Consider the following 22,528-nt stretch of genomic DNA (forward strand, 5'->3'; position numbering starts at 1 on the left):
AATCCCGGCACCTCAGAGGCCTGGAAGGCAGGAGACCGCACCGCACCATGACGGACCGACCCGCGCAGCGCACCCCCAACCGCCAGCTCGCCGCGCTCATCGCAGAAGCGGGGTTCTCCAACGCGGGTCTCGCCCGACGCGTCGACCAGCTCGGCCTGGAACACGGGCTCGACCTCAGATACGACAAGACATCCGTCACCCGCTGGCTGCGCGGCCAGCAGCCCCGGGGTACGACCCCGGCACTGATCGCCGAGGTGTTCACCCGCCGCCTCGGACGCCGGCTCACCGCCCAGGACCTCGGCCTGGACGCCTGCGCGCCGGTGTACGCCGGGCTGGAGTTCGCGGCGACCCCGGAGGAGGCCGTGGACATCGTCAGCGGGCTGTGGCGCAAGGACTCCGGCAGCCACGCCGAACTGCGCAAGATCGCGTTCACCCCGGCCGGGCTGGTCGTGCCCAGCCGGGACTGGCTGATCGGCAAGGCCGACGACCGGGTGGCCCGCGAGCGCACGCCCCGGGTGCCGGCGCAAAGCCGGCCGGGCCCGCACAAGCCGGCGCCCGGCCCCGGACGCGCCGAGTCCGCGCCCGCCCTGCCGCCCCGGCCGCGCGCGCAGGCCGAGCGGGGCGCGGGCCACAAGGTCAGCGGCGGCGACATCGCCGCGCTGCGCTCCGTGGGCGAGCTGTTCCGCACCCTCGACGACGCCTACGGCGGCGGCCACGCCCGGCAGGCCCTCGTGCGCTACCTGGAACACGAGTGCGAGCCCATGCTCCGCGGCACCTACGACGAGCCGACCGGCCGCCGTCTGTTCGCCGCGGCCGCCGACCTCACCCGGCTCGCCGGCTGGACGTCGTACGACATCGCCGCGCACGGACTCGCCCAGCGCTACTTCGTACAGGCGCTCCGGCTGTCCCAGGCCGCCGCCGACCGTGCCTACGGCTCCTACGTGCTGGTCACCATGAGCCGCCAGGCCGTGTACCTCGGGCACGGCAGGGAGGCCGTCCAGCTGGCCCGGGTGGCCCAGCAGGGGGTCGGCACCGGCGGCCCGCCGGTCGTGCAGGCGCTGCTGCACGCCGCGGAGGCGCGGGCGCACGGGGTGCTCGGCGAGGTGCGGGCGTGCACCGGCGCACTGGTCCGGGCCGAGCGCGCCCTGGAGGCGGCCCGGCCCGGGGACGAGGTGCCGCACTGGGCCCGGTTCTTCGACGAGGCACAGCTCGCCGACGAGTTCGGGCACTGCCACCGCGACCTCCAGCAGTTCCGGTCGGCCGCGCAGCACGCCGAACGCGCCCTGCGGCTGCGGGCCCCCGCGCACGCCCGCAGCCGCCTGTTCTGCCGCGTCGTCCTGGCCACCGCCCGCCTCGGCCTCGGCGAACTCGACCAGGCCTGCACCCTGGCCGCGGAGGCCGCCGGCCAGGCCGCGGAGATGCGCTCGGTCCGCGCGATCGAGTACGTCCGCGACTTCGAGCGCCGCCTGGAGCCCTACAAGGACGCCGCCCCGGCGAGGGGCTACCGGGAGAAGGTGGCGGCCCTGGGCTGAGAACCGCCCGGGGCCACGCCGCCAGGGGTCAGGCCGCCCGGGGCCACGCCGCCCGGGGTCAGGCCGCCCGGGGGAGGGTGGCGGGCGGGTCGGCCCGGTGGAGGGAGCCGGCCGCGCCGAGGTCCGTCAGGATGGCGGCGGCGGCGCGGTGGGCCGAGCGGAAGGCGCCCTGGACGGTACTGGTGTCCCGGTGGTCGCCGCACACGTACAGGCCCGCCAGGATCCGTACCGGCCGCCGCAGGTCGTGCGGGGGCCGCATCGCGGGCACCGCCTCGGGCGTGTGGCGGACGGCCAGCGTCTCCCAGCGGCGCGTCGAGGTGCCGTACAGGCGGGCGAGATGGATGCGGACGGCCGTGTCGACGCCGTCGGGCGGGGTGCCGAGGACGGTCGAGGAGATCAGCACCCGGCCCGCCGGCGCCCGGCTCGGGTCGACATTGCTGAGCACCGCCGTGTGCGCGACCGGCCCGCCCCGGTCGGCGTCCAGCAGCAGCGAGGTGCCCGTGGACAGCGCCGGGGCCGGATCGTCCGTGGTGTGGTGCAGCACCGTCACCGGATGGAAGTCGGGCACCCGCAGCCCCGGCAGCAGCTCGGCCGCGGCCCGCGCGTCCGTCGCCAGCAGCACCGCCCGGCAGCGGATCTCCCCGTGCTCGGCGGTGGTCACCGAGGTCGTGGACACGGAGGTCGCCCGCACCCCCGTGCGCACCGTGCCCGGCGGCAGCGTCCCCGCCAGGAGTTCCGGCAGTACGTCGGCACCGCCCTCCGGCACGCACAGCCGGCCGCTCGCGAAGGAGCGCAGCGCCAGGTCGGCGCACCGGCTCGACGTGGCCAGCTCCGGGTCGCACAGCAGCGCGGCGAGCAGCGGGCGCAGAAAGCCGTCGATCGTCCGGGCGGGCACCCCGCGCGCGGCGAGGGCCTGCGCGGCGGGCAGTTCGGGACGGGCCAGGACCCGCTCGACGGGCGTCGCGGCGATCCGCGCCAGCGCGGCGCCGAGGCGGGCCTGGTCCACGGCGCCGCCGAGGGGCGCGCTCGTGCGGCCGGGTACCGCCGCGGGCCCGCGGGGGGCGCTCGCCAGGGCGCGCACTACGTGAAGTGCGCCCCTCGCGCTCCGTCCGCCCGCCGGAGCGCCCGCGCGGTGCCTGCGGCCGTCGCGGTGCAGCAGCACGCCCGGCGCGAACCGGCGCAGGGTGAGCCCGTCGAGGCCGGGGGACAGGCGGAGTTCGGGGTAGGACGTGGAGAGCAGCTGTCCGATGCGGTCGAGCCGGAAGCCGTCGACCTTCTCGGTCGACATACGGCCGCCGACCCATGGGGCGGCCTCCAGGACCGTGGTCGTTATTCCTGCGCTGATCAGCCGATGAGCCGCGGAGAGACCGGCGATTCCGGCTCCCACGATGACGACGTCCACCTGGTACGCGGGCTCAAGCACGAGGCCCCCTCCTGTGGTTGCGCGGCCGGTGGAGACGTCATGCCCCCAACAGGCCCTAGGGATACCCGAGTTCCGGTCGAGGTTAGGCCCACGACCGGTCACAGACAGTCGCGCACCAACAGAGCACAGTCGCACACCGGTCGCATACGCTCACCCTCGATCCCCCGGCCCCCTCGACCCCGCTGCGCCGCCGCTCACCCTCCGCCCTCGTAACCGGGGCCACCTGTGACCCCGCTGCGCCGCCGCTCACCCTCCGCCCTCGCAACTCGGGCCCCCTCGACCCCGCCGCGACGGCGCTCAGCCCCCACGCGCGGCTCGGCGGTGCCGAACTGCCTCAACCCGGCGCTGTCTCACCCGGCACTGCCTTGCCCGGCGACGAGCCGGCGCCCCCGGCCCGCGGTGCCCAACCGCCGAGCCCCGCTGCACCCGGCCTAACCCGCGGAGCGGATCGCCGCGTCGATGGCCGGGAACGCGAACCTGAACCCCGACTCCAGCAACCGCTTCGGCACCACGCGCACACTGCCCAGCACATCCCCGGCCATCTCGCCCAGCACCGCCCGCAGGACCGGTGCCGGGACGGCGAACACGGTCGGCCGGTGCAGGACCCGGCCCATGGCCGCCGTCACCTCACGGTTCGTCAGCGGCTCGGGTGCCGTCAGGTTGAACGGTCCGGACAGGGCCTCGGTGTCGATGAGATGGCGGATCGCGGCGATCTCGTCGTGCAGCGCGATGTACGACCAGTACTGGCGGCCGTCGCCCAGCCGCCCCCCGAGCCCCGCCCGGAACAGCGGGAACAACCGCCCCCAGGCACCGCCCCCGCGCGCGATCACCAGCCCCGTGCGCAGGAACACCGTCCGTACGCCCGCCTCCCGCACCGGCTCCGCCGCCTCCTCCCACTCCACGCACACCGACGGCAGGAACCCGTCGCCCGGCGGGGCGTCCTCGTCGACGATCCGGTCACCGGTCTCGCCGTAGATGCCCATCGCGCTGCCGTTCACGAACACCCGCGGCGGTTCCGGCAGCGAGGCCACCGCCTTCGCCAGCGCCGCCGTACCCAGCACGCGGCTGTCCCGGATCCGCCGCTTGTACTCGGGCGTCCAGCGCCGGTCACCGATCCCCGCCCCCGCCAGGTTCACCACCGCGTCACAGCCCGCCAGACCCGCCGCGTCCACCCACTGCCGGGCGGGATCCCAGCGCACCTCGCCCGGGCCCGAGGGCGCCCGGCGGACCAGGCGCACCACCTCGTGCCCGTCCGCGGCCAGCGATCGGACCAGGGCGCTGCCGATGAGACCGGACGCACCGGCCACCGCGATTCGTGAACGCTCCATACGGCCATCCTGCCCGGCGCGCCTTAAGGTTGCCGTCATGCCGGACCCGTTCATACCCGTCGCCATCCGCGTGGCCCAGCCCGCCGACGACACCGCACTGAGCCTCCTCGACCGGGAGACCTGGTCGACCCTGCACGAGGTCATGCCCGAACCCCAGCCGCCGTACAGCCCGTTCTTCGGTGACCGGGACGACCCCCGCGACACCCTCGTCGCCGAACTCGGTCACCGGATCGTGGGCTACGTCCGGCTCGGCCTTTCGACCCCGCTCGCGTCCAACTCCCACGTACGGCAGATCCAGGGCCTCGCCGTCCACGACGACGCCCGCGGCAAGGGCGTGGGACACGCACTCGTCCGTGCTGCTGTCGCGGAGGCGCGCGACCGGGGCGCGCGGCGCATCACCCTGCGCGTCCTCGGCCACAACACCCCGGCCCGCGCGCTGTACGCCTCCGAGGGGTTCGTCGTCGAGGGCGTACTCCCGCAGGAGTTCCTGGTCGGCGGCGAGTACGTCGACGACGTCCTCATGGGACAGTCCTTGGGGGGCGGCGCGCCTACGACGTGACCAGGCGGCCCGTGTCCACCGCCGTCGTGGCGGTCGCCGCCTGCCGGGCGTCGCCCGCCACCTCGGCCGCCGTCAGCGCGTACCCCGTCTCCGCGTCCGAGGTGGAACGGGCGAAGACCATGCCGAACACCCGGCCGTCGGTGGTCAGCAGCGGGCCGCCGGAGTTGCCCGGCCGGACCGTCGAGCGGACCGAGTAGATCTCCCGGGTGACCGTGCGGTCGTTGTAGATGTTCTGGCCCGTCGCCCGGACCCGGCTCGCCACCGTCGCCGCCCGCAGGTTCAGGCCGCCGTCCTGCGGATAGCCCGCCACCACCGCCGCCGCGCCCCGCCGGGCGTCGTCGTCGAAGCGCAGCACCGGCGTGTGCAGCCCCGGCACGTACAGCACGGCCACGTCCCGGTCCGGGTCGAACAGCACCACCCGCGCCGCGTACGACGGCCCGACACCGCCCACCCGGACGCTCGGGTGGTCGATCCCGGCCACCACGTGCGCGTTCGTCATCACGTGCCGCGCCGCGTACACGAACCCGCTGCCCTCGCGGCCCTCACTGCCCGAGAGGCCCTCGATCTTCACCGTGCTCCGCTTGGCCGCCTCCGCCGCGGCCGGCGTCACACTGTCGCCGGAGGGCTCGGGCACCCGGGCCGCCGCCTCGTTCTCGAACGGGTTGAACACCTGCGGGAAGCCCGCCTGCGTGAGGGCGGACGTGGCCCGCGAGAACCAGGCGGGCGTGGTGTCCGGCATCGCCTCCTGCACCGTGCCCAGCAGGGCGGAGTTCCGTATCGCCGTGGACAGGGTCTGCGACGGGGTCGCCGCCAGGACGCTCGCCGCGACCCAGGCCACGACCAGCACCGCGACCGCGTTGGCCGCCGCCCCGCCGATCCCGTCCGCCACCCGCAGCGGCCCCCGGTCCAGCTCCCCGCGCAGCCGCAGCGCCAGCCGCCCCGCCAGCTCGTGCCCCACCACGCCCGGCACCAGCACCGTCAGCACCGCGAGCACCGTCGACGTCGTCGACCCGCGCGCGGCCAGGCCCGTCACCCAGGGCAGCACCCACACGCCGACGGCCGCGCCGCCCACGAACCCGGCCAGCGACACGCATCCGGCCACCAGCCCACGCCGGTACCCGGACGCCGCGTAGCCGACGATCAGCAGCACCAGCAGCAGGTCGAGCAGGTCCACTGAGCCGCCTTTCTCTCGGGCCCCTCACCACGAGCCGTACCGACCACGACGGGCGGACATGCCCGATGATCAGCCACGCGCGTGCGGCCGGCCACCGGGCCGCGCACCGGCCGCCGTGCGTGTACCACCAGAAACGTCCCGGACCGGAACAATGGTTCCACCACATGGCACAGCACACATCGCGGACGCGGTCGTACGACCCGACAGTGGGACCATGCGTGTCCTGCGAAGAGCGCGGGCGGGCCGGCGACGGCGCCGCGCGCACATACGCGGCGCGGTGCTCGTGCCGCTCGCCTGCCTGCCCGGCCTGGCCGCCGTCCTCGCCCTGGCCCTGTGCGCCCAGGGCGTGGAGCGGGCCGTCACGGTCCGCCTCGACCGGCCCGTCCCCTCCACCCGCCCGGCCGCCGTCGATCCCGCGGCCGCGCACCGGGCGCCCCGGCCCCGGATCGTGCTCCGCGCCGCCTGGCTCGACCCCGTCACCCGGCGCGACCAGCCGCCCCCGCGCTACGACGACAAGGTGGTCGCCGTCTTCGTCCACCACACCGACTCGCCCAACACCTACCGGTGCGCCGACACCCCCCGGATCATCCGGGACCTGTACGCCGGCCAGACCAGCGGCGCCCGCGACTGGGACGACATCGGCTACAACTTCCTCGTCGACCGCTGCGGCACCGTCTACGAGGGCCGCGCCGGGGGCGTCGACCGGCCGGTCACCGGCGCCCACACCAAGGGCTTCAACCACCGCACCGCCGGTATCGCCGCCATCGGCACCTTCACCGCCGGGGTGCCCGTGCCCCGGGCCATGACCGACGCGATTGCCGCCCTCGCCGCCTGGAAGCTGGGCCTCGCCGGCGTCGACCCGCGCGGCCGCACCCGCCTGGTCTCCACCAGCGGCCTCAGCCGCTACCGGGCCGGCACCACCGCCACTCTGCCCACCCTCGCCGCCCACCGGGACGCCTACATGACCAGCTGCCCCGGCGCCGCCCTGACCGCGCTGCTCCCGGAGATCAGACAGGAGGCGGCCCGTCTCCAGGGCCGGCCGGCCACAGGAACCTCCTGAGGCGGCACACGGCCCGCCATGCGCGCACGGGGTGACACGCGCCCCCAAGTCCGCCCGGTGGCAGGGAAATCGGGCTTGTTTGCAACTTGGCGCATGGATTCGGGAAGCCTAACCTTTTCAGGGCAAAGTCAGGCAGGAGTGAGTGACCTGCGGTCGGGTTGGTGCCGCGCACTGGCCACTCCCGCCGTCGTCCTGCGAGGGCCCGCGCGCGTGCGATACGGTGCGTGCGGACCGGCGAAAGCGGGAAATACGGGGGTTTCCAGGCATGGCGCACAGCCTCGCACCGTACGGTCGCGACCGCGGGGTGAGAGGGAGTCAGGGGTGGGCGACGGTGACCTGCTCGCACGGGGGTGGCGCAAGAGCAGTGCGTGCGATCCGTACCAGTGCGTGGAAGTCGCCCTGATGGACGGGGGAGTTCGGGTGCGTGTGTCGCATCGTCCGGACGGGCACGTGATCCCTTTTCAGGCCCGGGCCTGGGGGGAGTTTCTGCGCGCGTTATGCGGTAGAACCCTGGAGGGACCGGCGTGAGGAAGGACGTCCGGCCGGCGGGCCGGAGTGACGGCGGGGGACGGGGGGTCGCTGTGCTTCGACCGGGGCCGGCGGTGACACGACATCCGCGTCACCACCAGAGTCCACATGAGCTGCCTGGGGGCGAGATGGGGGATTCCGCACAGACGCCGCTTCCCGTCAAAGGCCCGGCCGGGCCACGCGGCAGACCGCTGTTACCGCTCGCCGTCCTGCTCGTCGTCGGCTTCGTGCTCTCCGGGGGGACGGCCACGCTGGTGGGGCTGCTGATCTCCCTGGCCGTGACGCCGGTGCTACGGCCCTGGGTGTGGGGGGTGGCCGGCGCGGCGACCGCCGCTGTCGCGGGCCTGCTGCTCGACCGCGGGACTACGGCCGCGGCCCGCCGCTTTCCGCAGCTGGCGGCTCGGCGGTTCCGGGGGCCTGTGTAGCGGGCGGGGTCCGCAGATGCTCCCTGAACCACCTGCGGACGCGCGCGCCCGCCCAGACGAGGAAGGTGCCGCTGGTGAGCCAGCCCACGCTCCACGTCACGGCGGTGAGCGAGGTCCCGGGGGCGATCCGCTGGGCCACGGCGTGGATGGTGAGGGCGACGATCCACAGGATGACGCCGGCCCCCAGCAGCATGGCGACGAGGCACCCGCATGCCTTGAGGAACCTCTTCAGGGCGAGGTCCGAGCCGAAGACCACGCGCATGAAGTAAAGCGCCAGGTCGAAGAGGGTGGGCTGCCGGTCCGGGAGGACGTCGCGCGGCGAGGGGATGTCCTGACCCTCCGCGCCGATGGCGGCGCCGGAGATGATCACGGTCGGCTGGATCGGCTCCAGCGCGCTCCCCGGCCCTGCCGGAGCGTCGCTCCCGCCGGGTATCTCCTGGCCGCGGGCAGCGGCCGGTGGCCCGACCGCGTCGGCCGTCCCGGCGGCCACCACGGTCTCCGCCACGGCAGGCTCCGCCACGGCAGGCTCCGCCACGGCAGGCTCCGCCGCCGCGGGCTCAGCCGTCGCCGGCCCGGCCACCGCCCGCTCCGCGGCCGGTGCCGCCTCCACGGTCGGTGTCGCCCCCGCGGCCGGTATCACCTCCGCGGTCACCGCCGGTCCCGTCGGCCCGCCCGGCTCGGCTTGTCCCTGCGCGTCCTGCGGCACAGGGGCGCCCGGGCGGCCAGGATCACCTGCCTGCCTTCGGCGTATGCGGTTGAAGACACCCGCCACGGGCCCTCTCCGATCTCTGCCCGACTGTCTCCAGTGCGGTGGGACGTGCTAGGACGGGTACTGCGCCAGCACCTCGTCGATGAACGCGGTCGCCTCGTCGCCCGACAGGGACTGCCTGCGGGACTCCGCGAACCGCGTCAGGTACTCGTCGACCGCGTGCTGGTCGTCGCGCGTGGTCAGCGCGCCGCTGGAGCTCTCCACGAACAGCACGTCGTCGCCGTCGCCGAACGTCAGCGCGATCGAGCCGTTGCGCAGCACCGGGTGCGCGCCCAGCGAGAAGGGCACCACTCCCAGGTCCACGTGCGCGATCCCGGCGACGGACTTCAGCCGCTCCAACTGCCCCCGCATCGTGGCCGGCCCGCCGACCCAGCGGCGCAGCGCCGCCTCGTCGACCAGGAACGACAGCCGGGGCTCGGACGCCTCCCGCAGCAGCCGCCGCTGCCGTTCGACCCGCAGCCGCACGATCGCGTCGGTCTCCTCGGCCGGCTGCCGGCCGTCCCCGGAACCGTTCCCGTCCCCGCTCCCGTCCCCCAGCAGGGCGCGGGTGTACTCCTCGGTCTGGAGCAGGCCGGGGACGAGCGTCGGGTCGTAGGCGAACAGTTCGCGGGCCGCGCTCTCCAGGCCCAGGTACGTGGCGAAGTGCGGGGGCACCACGTCCCGGTAGGCGCTGTACCAGGGCGGCCGTCTGCTGTCCCGGGTGGCCTGCTCCAGGTCCTGGCGGGTCGCCTCGTCCCGTACGGCGTACAGATCGAGGAGGGCGCGCAGGTCGGTGACGGACACGCCGACCGAGCCGCCCTCGATACGGATGACCTTCGACGGTGACCAGGCCAGGTGCTCGGCCACTTCGGGCTGGCTGATGCCCGCCTTGTTGCGATAGTTGCGCAGGGCGAGACGTACCCTGCGCCGTTCCAGAGCCGGATCTTTCGCTGTCATCTCCTCGCGTTCCTGATTCTTCCGAGGGTGACCGGGCACTGCCGCCGACGCGTCTGCCAGGTGGCAACTTGCCAGGAGGACATCGGCTTACTGGCGGCGGTGGCGGAGTGCGCCCAGCCTACCTCCGGCGCGCGTAAAGCGGGGAACACGCCCCCGGCGTACTGTTTCTGACGGTGTGTCCACTGGGGCGGGCGAGGCCCAGGGAGCAGAAGGAGCCGCAGTTCAGGGCGGGCGAGGGCGCCGGAGAAGCGCGGCGGTGTGCCCGATGGAACGTTTTCGGTCGTTCTCGGCGACCGAATCAGCCCTTGAAGCGATCCCAGAGTTTGGGATAGAGGTCGGCGAGGACCGATTCCTTCTCGAAGTCGACCGGGGTGCCCTGGGGCTCGGCGGGAGCCGGGGCGATGCCCAGGTCGGTGGCGACCGAGCCGGTCAGCTGCTCGTACGCCTCGTCCGCCGCGTACCCCAGCTCCTCGCCGTCGCCGTCGATCTCCTCGTCGAAGTCGTCGAGCAGGTCCGCCAGCGCGTCCGGCTCGTGCAGGGCGCCCTCGAAGACCTCCCGGCCCTGTCCGATGAGCCAGCACCGGAAGTAGTCGAACGCGTCGTCGCTCGCCCCGTCCAGCAGCACCCAGGCGGCACCCCACAGATCCCAGCGGTACGCGCGGTTGTAGCGGGCCTCGAAATGACGGGCGAAGTCCAGGACCAGCTCCGGCTCCAGCTCCAGCAGCCGGGACACGAGCACGTCGGCCTGCTCCTCGGGGTCGCCCTCGGCGGCCTCCCGGGTGGAGTCGATCAGCTCCCAGAACTCCGTCTCGTCCATCACCGCTCCAGCATCGGGCCTCAGCCGGTGGGGCGCACGCGGAGTGAGCCACTTGTTATGAGCGGTGCGGGCCCGGGAATCCGGGGGCGCGCCCGCGCCACGGACATGCCGACAGCGGCGGGGAGAGGGGTGCGCCCCCTCTCCCCGCCGCTGTCGGTGGTACGCCGGCCGGGACTACAGGCCGTACTTCTCGCGGGCTTCCTTCACCGACGTCGCCTTGACCTCGCCGCGCCGGGCCAGCTGGGCCAGGGCCGCGACGACGATCGACTCGGCGTCGACGCCGAAGTGGCGGCGGGCCGCCTCACGGGTGTCGGAGAGGCCGAAGCCGTCCGCACCCAGCGAGGACCAGTCCTGCTCCACCCACTGCGCGATCTGGTCCGGGACCTGGCGCATGTAGTCGGACACCGCGAGCACCGGGCCCTCGGCACCCTGCAGCGCCTGGCGGACGTACGGCGTCCGCTCCTCGCCGCGCAGCAGCGCCGCGTCGGCGTCGAGGGCGTCGCGGCGCAGCTCGCCCCAGGAGGTCGCGGACCACACGTCGGCGGCCACGCCCCACTCCTCGGCGAGCAGCCGCTGCGCCTTGAGCGCCCAGTGGATCGCCGTGCCCGAGCCCAGCAGCTGGATGCGCGGGGCGTTGGCCGGGGCGGTCAGGCCCGCCGACTCCGCCGTGTTGAAGCGGTACAGGCCCTTGACGATGCCCTCGTCCACGCCGGCGGCGGCCGGCTTGGCCGGCTGCGGCATCGGCTCGTTGTAGACGGTGAGGTAGTAGAAGACGTTCTGGTCCTCGCCCGGCTTCGCCTCGCCGTACATCCGGCGCAGGCCCTCCCGCACGATGACCGCGATCTCGTAGGCGAACGCGGGGTCGTACGACAGCGCCGCCGGGTTGGTCGCGGCGATCACCGGGGAGTGGCCGTCGGCGTGCTGCAGGCCCTCGCCCGTGAGGGTCGTACGGCCCGCCGTCGCGCCGACGAGGAAGCCGCGGCCGAGCTGGTCGCCGAGCTGCCACATCTGGTCGGCGGTGCGCTGCCAGCCGAACATCGAGTAGAAGATGTAGAACGGGATCATCGCCTCGCCGTGCGTCGCGTACGACGACGACGCCGCGATGAAGTCGGCCATGGAGCCGGCCTCGGTGATCCCCTCGTTGAGGATCTGGCCGTTCTTGGCCTCCTTGTAGTACATCAGCTGGTCGCGGTCGACCGGCTCGTACGTCTGGCCCTTGGGGGAGTAGATCCCGAGGGACGGGAAGAGCGACTCCATGCCGAAGGTGCGCGCCTCGTCGGGGACGATCGGCACCCAGCGCTTGCCGGTCTCCTTGTCGCGGACCAGGTCCTTGACCAGGCGGACGAAGGCCATCGTCGTCGCCACGCTCTGCGAGCCGGAGCCCTTGTCGAACGCGCCGAACGCCTTCTCGGCCGGGGCCGGCAGCGGCGCGACCGGGTGCAGACGGCGGGCCGGGGCCGGGCCGCCGAGGGCCGCGCGGCGCTCCTGGAGGTAGCGCACCTCGGGGGAGCCGGCGCCGGGGTGGCCGTAGGGGACCTGGCCGTCGGTGAAGTCGCTGTCCTTGATCGGCAGCTCCAGCAGGTCGCGCATCGCCTTGAACTCGTCCACCGAGAGCTTCTTCATCTGGTGGTTGGCGTTCTTCGACGCGAAGCCCTCGCCGAGGGTGTGGCCCTTGACCGTCTGGGCCAGGATCACGGTCGGCGCGCCCTTGAACTCGACGGCGGCCTTGTACGCGGCGTAGACCTTGCGGGCCTCGTGACCGCCGCGGGAGAGGTGGAAGACCTCGAGGATCTTGTCGTCGCTCAGCAGCTTCGCCATCTCCACGAGCGCCGGGTCGGCGCCGAAGAAGTCCTGGCGGATGTAGGCGGCGTCGCGGGTCTGGTACGTCTGCACCTGCGCGTCGGGTACCTCGCGCAGCCGCCGTACCAGCGCGCCCGTGGTGTCGAGCCGGAACAGCTCGTCCCAGGCGGAGCCCCACAGCGTCTTGACGACGTTCCAGCCGGCGCCGCGGAACTGGGCCTCCAGCTCCTGCACGATCTTGAAGTTGGCGCGGACCGGGCCGTCCAGGCGCTGCAGGTTGCAGTTGATGACGAAGGTGAGGTTGTCCAGCTCCTCACGCGCGGCCAGCGCGAGCGCCGCCGTCGACTCCGGCTCGTCCATCTCGCCGTCGCCGAGGAACGCCCACACGTGCGAGGCGGAGACGTCCTTGATGCCGCGGTTGGTCAGGTAGCGGTTGAAGCGCGCCTGGTAGATCGCGGAGAGCGGGCCGAGGCCCATCGACACCGTCGGGAACTCCCACAGCCAGGGCAGGCGCCGCGGGTGCGGGTAGGACGGCAGGCCGTCGCCGCCGGCCTCCTGGCGGAAGTTGTCCAGCTGCGCCTCGGTGAGGCGGCCGTCCAGGAAGGCGCGGGCGTAGATGCCGGGGGAGGCGTGGCCCTGGATGTACAGCTGGTCGCCGGAGCCGTCGCCCTCCTTGCCGTGGAAGAAGTGGTTGAAGCCCGTCTCGTACAGCCAGGCCGCGGAGGCGAAGGTGGCGATGTGGCCGCCGACGCCGTGCTTCGCGCCGCGGGTCACCATCGCCGCCGCGTTCCACCGGTTCCACGCGGTGATCCGGGCCTCCATGGCCTCGTCACCGGGTACGGCGGGCTCGGCGCCGGTCGGGATGGTGTTGACGTAGTCCGTCTCGAGGAGCTTCGGCAGCGCGACGCCGCCCCGCTCGGCGCGCTCCAGCGTGCGCCGCATCAGGTACGCGGCGCGGTGCGGGCCCGCTTCCCTCGCGACGGCGTCCAGGGAGGCCTGCCATTCGGCGGTCTCCTCCGGGTCACGGTCCGGGAGCTGGTCGAGCGCGCTCGGCTGGATGGCGTTGGGGTCGGTCATGTCGCCGCCTTCCTCAGTCGAAGGGGGTTCCCTCATCGGTAAGGGTTCGGGTGTGCCCTTGGTCTTTGGCAGGACAGGGCTAGGACCCCGGTTGGAGGTCCGTCGGCGACTGTAACTCCCTGATCGATGATCGATCAAAGGGTTGAGGGTCAAAACCTCTCGATCACGAGAAAGTCGGCACGGGGTGCCTCCGGCGGTGGCACCGGGTGACCTTGAAGTTGGGGTGTTCTGGCAGGTGAGCGGGGGTTGACTCGGGTGTGCGTTGTCAGGCGTCTGCGGGCGCGCTGTGGCTGATTGCGCAGTTCCCCGCGCCCCTGAAGGGGCGCGGGGAACTGCGCAAAAAAAAGGGGGTCTGGGGGCTTGCCCCCAGTGTCGGGAAGGGTAGGGGCGGCGGTGGCGAGGAACTCAGGCCCGCGGCGCGCACCCGAGCACGTGCGCCTTGACGAGCGCCGAGATATCCGGATCACGCCGCTTGAACGCCTGCACCAACTCCTCGTGCTCCTCGGCGTACGACTGCTGCACCGTCCCCAGCCACCGTATCGACAGCGCCGTGAACACCTCGATCCCCAGCCCCTCCCACGTGTGCAGCAGCACCGAATTGTCCGCGGCCCGCACCAGCTCCCGGTGGAAGCCGACGGTGTGCCGGACCTGCGCCGTCCCGTCGGCGTCGCGGTCGGCCTCGTACAGGGCCAGGACGTGCGGTTCCAGGGCCGAGCAGTCCACGGCGAGGCGGGCGGCCGCCAGCTCCGCCGCGATGGCCTCCAGGCCGGCCCGGACGGGGTAGCTCTCCTCCAGATCGGCCGCGCTCAGGTTGCGTACGCGGACGCCCTTGTTCGGCGCGGACTCGATCAGCCGCAGGGACTCCAGCTCGCGCAGGGCCTCCCGGACGGGGGTCTGGCTGACCTGCAGTTCCGTGGCGATCCGCCGCTCGACGATGCGCTCGCCCGGCTGCCAGCGCCCGCTGACGATCCCCTCCACGATGTGCTCGCGGATCTGTTCGCGCAGCGAGTGGACGACGGGCGCGGTCATGAGGGCTCCTCCCGGGGGCTGACGTTTAGACAATACGGCCGTGCGCGGCGCTGGGCGGGGTGGAGGGGGTGCTTTCACGCAGGTGAGATGAGTTGCACATGGGGTTTGGGGCGCGTGTGAACTCGGGGGGCTCTGTCGTTCGGCGGCTGCGGGTCGGGCGTGGCCTGTCGCGCAGTTCCCCGCGCCCCTTGGGAAGTCGCGGTCGCCCTGCGCCGAAAAGGCGACGCCCCGTCCGGATGGCTCCGGACGGGGCGTCGTAGCACCTGATCAGGAAATCAGAGACCGAGCTCGACCTCGAACTCGCCTGCCTCCAGGATCGCCTTGACCGCCGTCAGGTAGCGCGCCGCGTCGGCGCCGTCGACCAGGCGGTGGTCGTAGGAGAGGGTCAGGTAGGTCATGTCGCGGACGCCGATGACCGTGCCCTCCTCGGTCTCGATGACCGCCGGGCGCTTGACCGTGGCACCGATGCCGAGGATCGCGACCTGGCCCGGCGGCACGATGATCGTGTCGAACAGCGCGCCGCGCGAACCGGTGTTGGAGATGGTGAAGGTCGCGCCGGACAGCTCGTCCGGGGTGATCTTGTTGCCGCGGACCTTGCCCGCCAGCTCCGCCGTGGCCTTGGCGATACCGGCGATGTTGAGGTCACCGGCGTGCTTGATGACCGGGGTCATCAGGCCCTTCTCGGAGTCCACCGCGATTCCGACGCTCTCGGAGTCGAAGTAGGTGATCGTGCCCTCGGCCTCGTTGATCTTGGCGTTGATGACCGGGTGGGCCTTCAGCGCCTGGGCCGCGGCCTTCACGAAGAACGGCATCGGGGAGAGCTTGACGCCCTCGCGCGCGGCGAAGGAGTCCTTGGCCTGGGCGCGCAGCCGCATCAGGCGGGTGACGTCGACCTCGACGACCGACGACAGCTGCGCCTGCTCGTGCAGCGCCTTGACCATGTTGTCGCCGATGACCTTGCGGATGCGCGGCATCTTGACGGTCTGGCCGCGCAGCGGGGAGGCCTCCAGGCTGGGGGCCTTCTTCGCGGCGGGCGCGGCGGCGGCGGCCGGAGCCGGCGTGGCGGCCTTCGCGGCCTCGGCGGCGGCGATGACGTCCTGCTTGCGGATACGGCCGCCGACGCCGGTGCCCTTGACGGTGGACAGGTCGACGCCGTTCTCGGCGGCGAGCTTGCGCACCAGCGGGGTGACGTAGGCACCCTCGTCCGTGGCCTGGGCGGCGGGCGCGGCGGGAGCGGCCGGGGCCGGGGTGACCGGGGCCGGAGCCGCGGGCTGGGCCGGAGCCGGAGCAGCGGCGGCGGGCGCGGCCGGGGCGGCGGGAGCCGGAGCCGGGGCAGCCGGGGCGGGGGCGGCGGGCTGGGCCGGAGCCGCGGGGGCGGCCGGGGCCTCGGCGGCGGGCGCCGGGGCGGCCGGGGCCGGAGCGGCGGCGGGGGCGGCACCGGCGGCACCGATGACGGCGAGCTTGGCGCCGACCTCGGCGGTCTCGTCCTCGCCGACCACGATCTCCAGCAGCGTGCCCGAGGTGGGCGCCGGGATCTCGGTGTCGACCTTGTCCGTGGAGACTTCGAGCAGCGGCTCGTCGGCCTCGACGGAGTCGCCCACCGACTTCAGCCAGCGGGTGACGGTGCCCTCGGTGACGGACTCGCCGAGCGCGGGCAGGACCACGTCCGTGCCCTCGGCGGAGCCGGCGCCGGCGGCGGCCTCGGCGGTGGGGGCCGGGGCCGGGGCGGCCTGCTCGGCGGCGGGGGCCGCGGGAGCCGGCTCGGCGGCCGGGGCCGGGGCCTCGGCGGCGGCCGGGGCGGGCGCGGCGGCGGGGGCGCCGGAACCGTCGTCGATCAGGGCCAGCTCGGCGCCGACCTCGACCGTCTCGTCCTCGGCGACCTTGATGGAGGCCAGCACACCGGCGGCGGGCGAGGGGATCTCGGTGTCGACCTTGTCGGTCGACACCTCGAGCAGCGGCTCGTCGGCCTCGACGCGCTCACCCTCGGCCTTCAGCCAGCGGGTCACAGTGCCCTCGGTGACGCTCTCACCGAGCGCCGGAAGGGTTACGGAAACCGCCATGGTTTCGGTTGCTCCTAACGAATTGCGGAAAGTCTGTGTCGTCGCGCCCGATGGACTGAGGGCGTCAGTCGTGGGCGTGCAGCGGCTTCCCGGCCAGAGCCAGGTGAGCCTCGCCGAGCGCCTCGTTCTGCGTCGGGTGGGCGTGGATGAGCTGGGCCACCTCGGACGGCAGCGCCTCCCAGTTGTAGACCAGCTGGGCCTCGCCGACCTGCTCACCCATGCGGTCGCCGACCATGTGGACGCCGACCACGGCACCGTCCTTGACCTGGACGAGCTTGATCTCGCCCGCGGTCTTCAGGATCTTGCTCTTTCCGTTGCCCGCCAGGTTGTACTTCAGAGCGACGACCTTGTCCGCGCCGTAGATCTCCTTGGCCTTGGCCTCGGAGATGCCGACGGAGGCGACCTCCGGGTGGCAGTACGTCACCCGCGGGACACCGTCGTAGTCGATCGGAACCGTCTTCAGACCGGCCAGACGCTCCGCCACCAGGATGCCCTCGGCGAAGCCGACGTGCGCGAGCTGGAGCGTGGGGACCAGGTCGCCGACGGCCGAGATCGTCGGCACGTTGGTCCGCATGTACTCGTCGACGAGGACGTAGCCGCGGTCCATGGCGACCCCGGCCTCCTCGTAGCCCAGGCCCTGTGAGACCGGGCCGCGGCCGATGGCGACGAGCAGGACCTCGGCCTCGAACTCCTTGCCGTCCGCCAGGGTGACCTTCACGCCGTCCTGGGTGTACTCCGCCTTCTGGAAGAAGGTGCCCAGGTTGAACTTGATGCCCCGCTTGCGGAACGCGCGCTCCAGCAGCTTGGAGCTGTTCTCGTCCTCGACCGGGACCAGGTGCTTGAGGCCCTCCACGATCGTGACGTCGGAGCCGAAGGACTTCCACGCCGAGGCGAACTCGACGCCGATGACACCGCCGCCCAGGATGATCGCGGACTTCGGCACGCGGTCCAGGACGAGGGCGTGGTCCGAGGAGATGATCCGGTTGCCGTCGATGTCCAGGCCCGGGAGCGACTTCGGTACGGAACCGGTGGCGAGGAGCACGTGGCGCCCCTGGATCCGCTGGCCGTTCACGTCGACGGAGGTGGGGGAGGACAGCCGGCCCTCACCCTCGATGTACGTCACCTTGCGGGACGCGATGAGACCCTGCAGACCCTTGTACAGGCCCGAGATCACCTCGTCCTTGTACTTGTGGACGCCCGCGACGTCGATGCCCTCGAAGGTGGCCTTCACGCCGAACTGCTCGCTCTCGCGGGCCTGGTCGGCGATCTCGCCCGCGTGGAGCAGGGCCTTGGTGGGGATGCAACCCCGGTGCAGGCAGGTGCCGCCGACCTTGTCCTTCTCGATCAGGGCGACGTCCAGGCCCAGCTGCGCCCCGCGCAGGGCCGCGGCGTAACCACCGCTACCACCGCCGAGGATCACTAGGTCGAAAACGGTGCTGGCGTCGTTCGCCACGTCACGTCCTCCATGCATGTGCGCCTCACGCCGGTCTCCTGTGACCGGCGGGCGGCTGGTGTCCGGCCGCTTGATGCTTCGGCCCTTTGGTGGGGGCCCTGTCCTGCCGGGCTCCATCTTTGCACTTGTTCGACCCGTACGAGACGCGGGGCTGGAGTGTGAGACACCCCACGTACGCCGCGAAACCCAGGGCAGTGATCGAGATACGGCCAGGGCAGCGCCCCGAAAGGGGCGCGGGGAACTGCGCGACCAGCCCCCACGCCCCCGCGGCCGCCCTACAGACAGGACGGGCCACCCCAATAGGCGGCTCAGCCCAGCTCGCCGCAGGCGGTCAGCTCCGCGAGCCGCACCAGCGTACGCACGGCGGATCCGGTGCCCCCCTTGGGCGTGTACCCGAAGGGACCGCCCTCGTTGAAGGCGGGACCCGCGATGTCCAGGTGCGCCCAGGTGATGCCCTCGCCCACGAACTCCCGCAGGAAGAGCCCGGCGAACAGGCCGCCGCCCATCCGCTCGCCCATGTTCGAGAGGTCGGCCACCTGGGACTCCCCGGCCTTGCGCAGGTGCTCCGGCAGCGGCATCTGCCACGCCGGCTCGCCGACCTCCTCCGCGGCCTCGTGCACCGCCGCGCGGAACGCCTCGTCGTTGCCCATGATCCCGAACGTCCGCGTGCCCAGCGCCAGCACCATCGCGCCGGTCAGCGTGGCCACGTCGACGATCGCGTCCGGGTTCTCCTGCGAGGCCGCCCACAGCGCGTCGGCCAGCACCAGCCGGCCCTCGGCGTCGGTGTTGAGCACCTCCACCGTCTTGCCGCTGTACATGCGCAGCACGTCGCCGGGGCGCACGGCGGAGCCCGACGGCATGTTCTCGGCCAGCGCCAGCCAGCCGGTGACGTTGACCTCCAGGCCGAGCCGGGCGGCGGAGACGACCGCGGCGAACACGGCGGCGGCGCCGGCCATGTCGCACTTCATCGTCTCGTTGTGGCCGGCCGGCTTCAGGGAGATGCCGCCCGAGTCGTAGGTGATGCCCTTGCCGACCAGCGCCAGGTGCCTGTCGGCCTTCGGGTGCTTGTACGACAGCTTGACCAGGCGCGGGGTGGCCGCGGAGCCGCCGCCGACGCCCATGATGCCGCCGTAGCCGCCCTTGACCAGGGCCTTGTCGTCGAGCACCTGGACCTTGAAGCCGTGCTCCTTGGCCGCGGCCTGCGTGATCGCGGCGAACGCCTCGGGGGTGAGGTCGTTGGGCGGCATGTTGATCAGGTCGCGGGAGCGGTTCAGCTCCTCGGAGACGGTGACCGCGCGGGCCAGGGCGCCCTTGTGGGCCGCGTCCCGCGGCTTGCCGCCCAGCAGTGCCGCCTCGCCCAGCGGGGCCTTGCCGTTCTTCGCCTTGCCGTTCTTCGCGCCGTTCTCCCGCTGGGCGTCGTACGAGTACGCGCCCAGCAGCACGCCCTCGCCGATCGCGCCGATGGCACCGGGGCCGTCGACCGGCAGCGCGAACGCGGCCTTCTTCGACCCGGTGAGGGCCCGCGCGGCCACGCCGGCCGCCCTGCGCAGGGCCTCCGGGTCGTAGGCGTCGTCCTTCCCGGGCTCGTCGCCCAGGCCCACCGCCACCACGAGCGGGGCCTTGAAGCCGGCCGGGGAGGGGAGTTTCGTCAGTTCGCCCTCGGCACCCGAGGCGCCGAGGGTCTCCAGAACGCCGGCCAGCTTGCCGTCGTACGCCGCGTCCACGGCCTCGGCGCCGGGCGCGACGACGAGTCCCGCGGACCTGGATGCAGTGCCCTTGGCGACACCGATCACGATCGCGTCGGCCCGCAGGCCGGCCGCCGCGGCGGTGCTGAGAGTCAGAGCAGTCACGGTGGTGAATTCTCGCTTCCGATGTGAAGTTGCTGTGGCCGAATGGGGGTGGGTCGACCGGGCCCGAGAGCCGACCCTAGGTCCAGGCCATGGGGTGGGTGGCAACCGGGGCCTTCACCCTGCCGGCGAACACCCGCCCCGAGCCTACGCGCGTACGCCCCCGCACTCGTCCCTCCGGTACCGACACCGAGGCCCCCCGGGAGGTCCCGTTCTCATGATCCCGGCCGCCGACAGCGCGCCCCCAAAGGGGCGCGGGGCTGCGCTGATGTGCGGCTCCGCCGCGTGGGCGCGATCAACCACGACGCACCCGCAGACGCCACTCGACAGCCGCCCCCCGGACTCGCCGGCGTCCGCGCCTCACCCCAGCGCCAGCACCACCAGCGCCGCGGTCGCCGCCGTCTCCGCCAGCCCTCCGAACACATCCCCGGTGACCCCGCCGAACCGGTGCCGGCAGTGCCGTAGCAGGAGTTCGGCCGAGGCGAGCGCGACGATCACCGCGGCAGCGGCCCGCACCGCGGCGCCGCCGCCGAACAGCGCGCCCCCCGCCGCGGCCGCCCCAGCAACCACCACGGCCGCCACGGCCCAGGCCCACCCCCTCGGCACCACCCCGGCGACCGCCGCGCCCAGCCCCTCCGGGCGCGCGGCCGGTATCCCGGTGCGGGCCGCCAGGGTCAGCGCGAGCCGGGCCGCCGTCGCCGAGACGAGGGCGGCCAGCGCACCCCGCGCCCACGAGTCGTCGTACGCCCGGGCCAGCGCGGCGACCTGACCGAGCAGCACGAAGACCAGGGTGAGGACACCGAACGGCCCGATGTCCGACTGCTTCATGATCCGCAGCGCGTCCTCGGCCGGTTTGCCGCTGCCCAGCCCGTCCGCCGTGTCCGCGAGCCCGTCCAGGTGCAGACCCCGGGTGAGGGCGGCCGGCACGGCGGCGGTGGCGACCGCGGCCAGCCAGGGGCCCGCGCCCAGCAGGAGCAGCAGCAGTCCGAGCCCGGCCGCGCAGCCCCCGACGACCAGCCCGACCAGCGGGGCGTTCAGCATGCCGCCGCGCGCGGCCGCCCGGTCCCAGCGGTGCACCCGGACGGGCAGCACGGTGAGCGTGCCGAAGGCGAAGCGGGGGCCGTCGAACGACGAGGTCACGGGGGTCTCGGTCACCGGCGCAGGGTACCGGCCGGTCCGCGGGACCCTGCCCGCCGGTCCGCGGAGCCCCTCCCGGCGGCTGCGACTAAAGTTCGCATATGGGGCATTGGTGGGTACGGAACATCATCGAGCCGGGCAAGCTTCCGCTGCTGCTCGCCCTCGCCGCCTTCGTCCTCACCTTCTTCGTCACCCGCCTCATCACCCGGCTGATCCGGGCCGGCAAGGGGCCGTTCGGCAACGTCAAGGCGGGCGGGCTGCACATCCACCACGTCGTCCCCGGCATCCTCCTCACCGTCATCGGCGGTTTCGGCGCGGTCGCCAGCGACCGGCACGGGGCCGGCGGGGCCGTCGCCGCCGTCGTGTTCGGCATGGGCGCCGGCCTGGTCCTGGACGAGTTCGCCCTGATCCTGCACCTCGACGACGTCTACTGGACCGAGGACGGCCGCAAGAGCGTCGAGGTCGTCGTCCTCACCGCCGCCCTCGTCGGCCTCCTGCTCGCCGGCTTCTCACCGTTCGGCGTCAACGACCTCACGCAGCAGGAACTCGCCGACCGGGGCACGGCCATCTTCAGCGTCGCCCTGAACTTCCTGTTCTCGCTGATCGCCCTGAGCAAGGGCAAGACGCGCATCGCCGTGTTCGGCGTCATCGTGCCGCTCGTCGCGATCATCGGCGCGATCCGCCTGGCCCGCCCCGGATCGGCCTGGGCCCGCCGGTGCTACGGCCGCCGCCCCCGCGCCCGCGCCAAGGCCGCCCTGCGCGCCTACCGCCACGACCGCCGCTGGTCCGGGCCCCGCCGCGCCGTTCAGGACTGGATCGGCGGCAAGCCCGACCCGCGCCCGGCCCGCCTGCCCGACCGCCGGTGACGCCGCCACCACGACCGGATCCCGTACCGGCGCCGCACCCCGTACCAGGGCCGCGCCGCCGTCACCAGACAGAGCAGCCCTACGGCGATCAGCGCGGCCAGATGCTCCTTGCCCGCCAGGTTCTCCTTGACCAGCACCTCGACCACCATCGCCAGGGCCACCGCGCTCGCCGTGACGTAGGCGCCGTAGCGCCAGCACACGAACACCGCGAGCCCCACCACGGCCGCCGACGGGCCGGTGTCCACGACCTGCGCGTCCGAAGCGGGCAGCCCGAACGGGGCGTGCGGGCCGAGGGCGATGCCCACGCGCGCGTACAGCGTCCCCGCGAGCGTGGCGACGTAGGCGATGCCCATCGTCCGCCACCAGCCCAGGCCCACCTCGGCGACGCCGAACACCAGCAGGATCTGCGCCAGCGCGCCCCACACCGGCAGGTCCAGCGCCGGAACGAACAGCGACAGGGGAGTGCGCAGCAGGGCCTGCCACAGCGGGTCCTGCGCCCGTACGGCGCCCACGTTTTGCACGAACTCGAAACCCCACGGCTGGTTCTGCACGTACTGCAGGAGCGCCGTCAGGCACACCGCGCCGACCGTCATCGGGACCGCCCGCAGCCGCCGCTTCAGCAACGGCTCGCGCACGGTGACGTACAGCAGCCCCCACTCGGCACGAGCCCAGCGGGCCAGCGGGCCGGCGTGCGTTCCCATCAAACGG

The 22,528-nt window shown here is 73.4% G+C and carries 18 protein-coding genes; 5 read left to right on the forward strand and 13 right to left on the reverse strand.

Features of this window, described 5'->3' with window-relative positions; translation table 11 throughout:
• Positions 1 to 47: 47 nt before the first annotated feature.
• Positions 48 to 1,532 (forward strand): regulator, encoded by a 1,485-nt coding sequence (locus DBP14_RS25960; RefSeq protein ID WP_129309521.1) that lies wholly within the window; start codon positions 48 to 50, stop codon positions 1,530 to 1,532.
• Between the two features lie 58 nt (positions 1,533 to 1,590).
• Here DBP14_RS25960 and DBP14_RS25965 read toward each other — a convergent pair whose 3' ends face one another.
• Both DBP14_RS25965 and DBP14_RS25970 read right to left on the reverse strand, forming a co-directional pair.
• Complete coding sequence (locus tag DBP14_RS25965) at positions 1,591 to 2,955, reverse strand: NAD(P)/FAD-dependent oxidoreductase (RefSeq protein ID WP_129309522.1); 1,365 nt, start codon at positions 2,953 to 2,955, stop codon at positions 1,591 to 1,593.
• 431 nt (positions 2,956 to 3,386) lie between these two features.
• Entirely contained in the window at positions 3,387 to 4,283 is an 897-nt protein-coding gene (locus tag DBP14_RS25970) for a TIGR01777 family oxidoreductase (protein WP_129309523.1), read from the reverse strand.
• Between the two features lie 37 nt (positions 4,284 to 4,320).
• Here DBP14_RS25970 and DBP14_RS25975 point away from each other — a divergent pair, with 37 nt between their 5' ends.
• A complete protein-coding gene (locus tag DBP14_RS25975) occupies positions 4,321 to 4,842 on the forward strand; it encodes a GNAT family N-acetyltransferase (protein ID WP_129309524.1) in 522 nt (173 codons plus the stop codon).
• Here the strand turns inward: DBP14_RS25975 and DBP14_RS25980 are convergent.
• A complete protein-coding gene (locus DBP14_RS25980; RefSeq protein WP_129309525.1) occupies positions 4,832 to 6,016 on the reverse strand; it encodes a MarP family serine protease in 1,185 nt (394 codons plus the stop codon). The two genes, DBP14_RS25975 and DBP14_RS25980, sit on opposite strands and share 11 nt — an antisense overlap.
• A 214-nt stretch (positions 6,017 to 6,230) precedes the next feature.
• Between DBP14_RS25980 and DBP14_RS25985 the strand changes: the two genes are divergently transcribed.
• The gene (locus tag DBP14_RS25985) at positions 6,231 to 7,076 is read left to right on the forward strand and encodes a peptidoglycan recognition protein (protein ID WP_129309526.1); all 846 of its coding nucleotides are present in this window, start codon (positions 6,231 to 6,233) and stop codon (positions 7,074 to 7,076) included.
• A gap of 656 nt (positions 7,077 to 7,732) precedes the next feature.
• Positions 7,733 to 8,029 carry a hypothetical protein gene (locus DBP14_RS25995; protein WP_129309528.1) on the forward strand — a complete coding sequence of 99 codons (297 nt, stop codon included), beginning with the start codon at positions 7,733 to 7,735 and terminating at the stop codon, positions 8,027 to 8,029.
• Here DBP14_RS25995 and DBP14_RS36220 read toward each other — a convergent pair.
• The 9 genes from DBP14_RS36220 to DBP14_RS26040 form a co-directional block, all read right to left on the reverse strand.
• On the reverse strand, positions 7,968 to 8,681 hold the full coding sequence (locus DBP14_RS36220) for a hypothetical protein (protein ID WP_164992409.1): 714 nt from the start codon (positions 8,679 to 8,681) through the stop codon (positions 7,968 to 7,970). The genes DBP14_RS25995 and DBP14_RS36220 overlap by 62 nt on opposite strands.
• A gap of 168 nt (positions 8,682 to 8,849) precedes the next feature.
• Positions 8,850 to 9,734 carry a helix-turn-helix transcriptional regulator gene (locus tag DBP14_RS26005; protein ID WP_129309529.1) on the reverse strand — a complete coding sequence of 295 codons (885 nt, stop codon included), beginning with the start codon at positions 9,732 to 9,734 and terminating at the stop codon, positions 8,850 to 8,852.
• A gap of 298 nt (positions 9,735 to 10,032) precedes the next feature.
• Positions 10,033 to 10,551, reverse strand: coding sequence for a DUF4240 domain-containing protein (locus tag DBP14_RS26010; RefSeq protein WP_129309530.1), 519 nt, complete (start codon positions 10,549 to 10,551; stop codon positions 10,033 to 10,035).
• 174 nt (positions 10,552 to 10,725) lie between these two features.
• Positions 10,726 to 13,428, reverse strand: coding sequence for a pyruvate dehydrogenase (acetyl-transferring), homodimeric type (gene aceE, locus DBP14_RS26015; protein WP_129309531.1), 2,703 nt, complete (start codon positions 13,426 to 13,428; stop codon positions 10,726 to 10,728).
• A 405-nt stretch (positions 13,429 to 13,833) separates the two neighbouring features.
• Entirely contained in the window at positions 13,834 to 14,457 is a 624-nt protein-coding gene (locus tag DBP14_RS26020; RefSeq protein ID WP_129309532.1) for a GntR family transcriptional regulator, read from the reverse strand.
• A gap of 275 nt (positions 14,458 to 14,732) precedes the next feature.
• Complete coding sequence (gene sucB / locus DBP14_RS26025) at positions 14,733 to 16,517, reverse strand: 2-oxoglutarate dehydrogenase, E2 component, dihydrolipoamide succinyltransferase (protein ID WP_129309533.1); 1,785 nt, start codon at positions 16,515 to 16,517, stop codon at positions 14,733 to 14,735.
• 64 nt (positions 16,518 to 16,581) lie between these two features.
• Positions 16,582 to 17,970, reverse strand: a complete 1,389-nt coding sequence (gene lpdA, locus DBP14_RS26030) for a dihydrolipoyl dehydrogenase (protein WP_164992410.1) — start codon at positions 17,968 to 17,970, stop codon at positions 16,582 to 16,584.
• A gap of 308 nt (positions 17,971 to 18,278) precedes the next feature.
• Positions 18,279 to 19,820, reverse strand: a complete 1,542-nt coding sequence (locus tag DBP14_RS26035) for a leucyl aminopeptidase (protein ID WP_129309535.1) — start codon at positions 19,818 to 19,820, stop codon at positions 18,279 to 18,281.
• A 357-nt stretch (positions 19,821 to 20,177) separates the two neighbouring features.
• Positions 20,178 to 20,972: an adenosylcobinamide-GDP ribazoletransferase gene (locus tag DBP14_RS26040; RefSeq protein ID WP_164992411.1), complete on the reverse strand. Its 795-nt coding sequence runs from the start codon at positions 20,970 to 20,972 to the stop codon at positions 20,178 to 20,180.
• Positions 20,973 to 21,055: 83 nt separating this feature from the next.
• Here DBP14_RS26040 and DBP14_RS26045 point away from each other — a divergent pair, with 83 nt between their 5' ends.
• Positions 21,056 to 21,820 carry a hypothetical protein gene (locus tag DBP14_RS26045; protein WP_129309536.1) on the forward strand — a complete coding sequence of 255 codons (765 nt, stop codon included), beginning with the start codon at positions 21,056 to 21,058 and terminating at the stop codon, positions 21,818 to 21,820.
• Here the strand turns inward: DBP14_RS26045 and DBP14_RS36445 are convergent.
• Positions 21,760 to 22,521, reverse strand: a complete 762-nt coding sequence (locus tag DBP14_RS36445) for a hypothetical protein (protein ID WP_206739356.1) — start codon at positions 22,519 to 22,521, stop codon at positions 21,760 to 21,762. The genes DBP14_RS26045 and DBP14_RS36445 overlap by 61 nt on opposite strands.
• Between the last annotated feature and the right edge of the window lie 7 nt (positions 22,522 to 22,528).

The sequence above is a fragment of the Streptomyces sp. L2 genome, from assembly GCF_004124325.1.
Classification (GTDB): domain Bacteria; phylum Actinomycetota; class Actinomycetes; order Streptomycetales; family Streptomycetaceae; genus Streptomyces.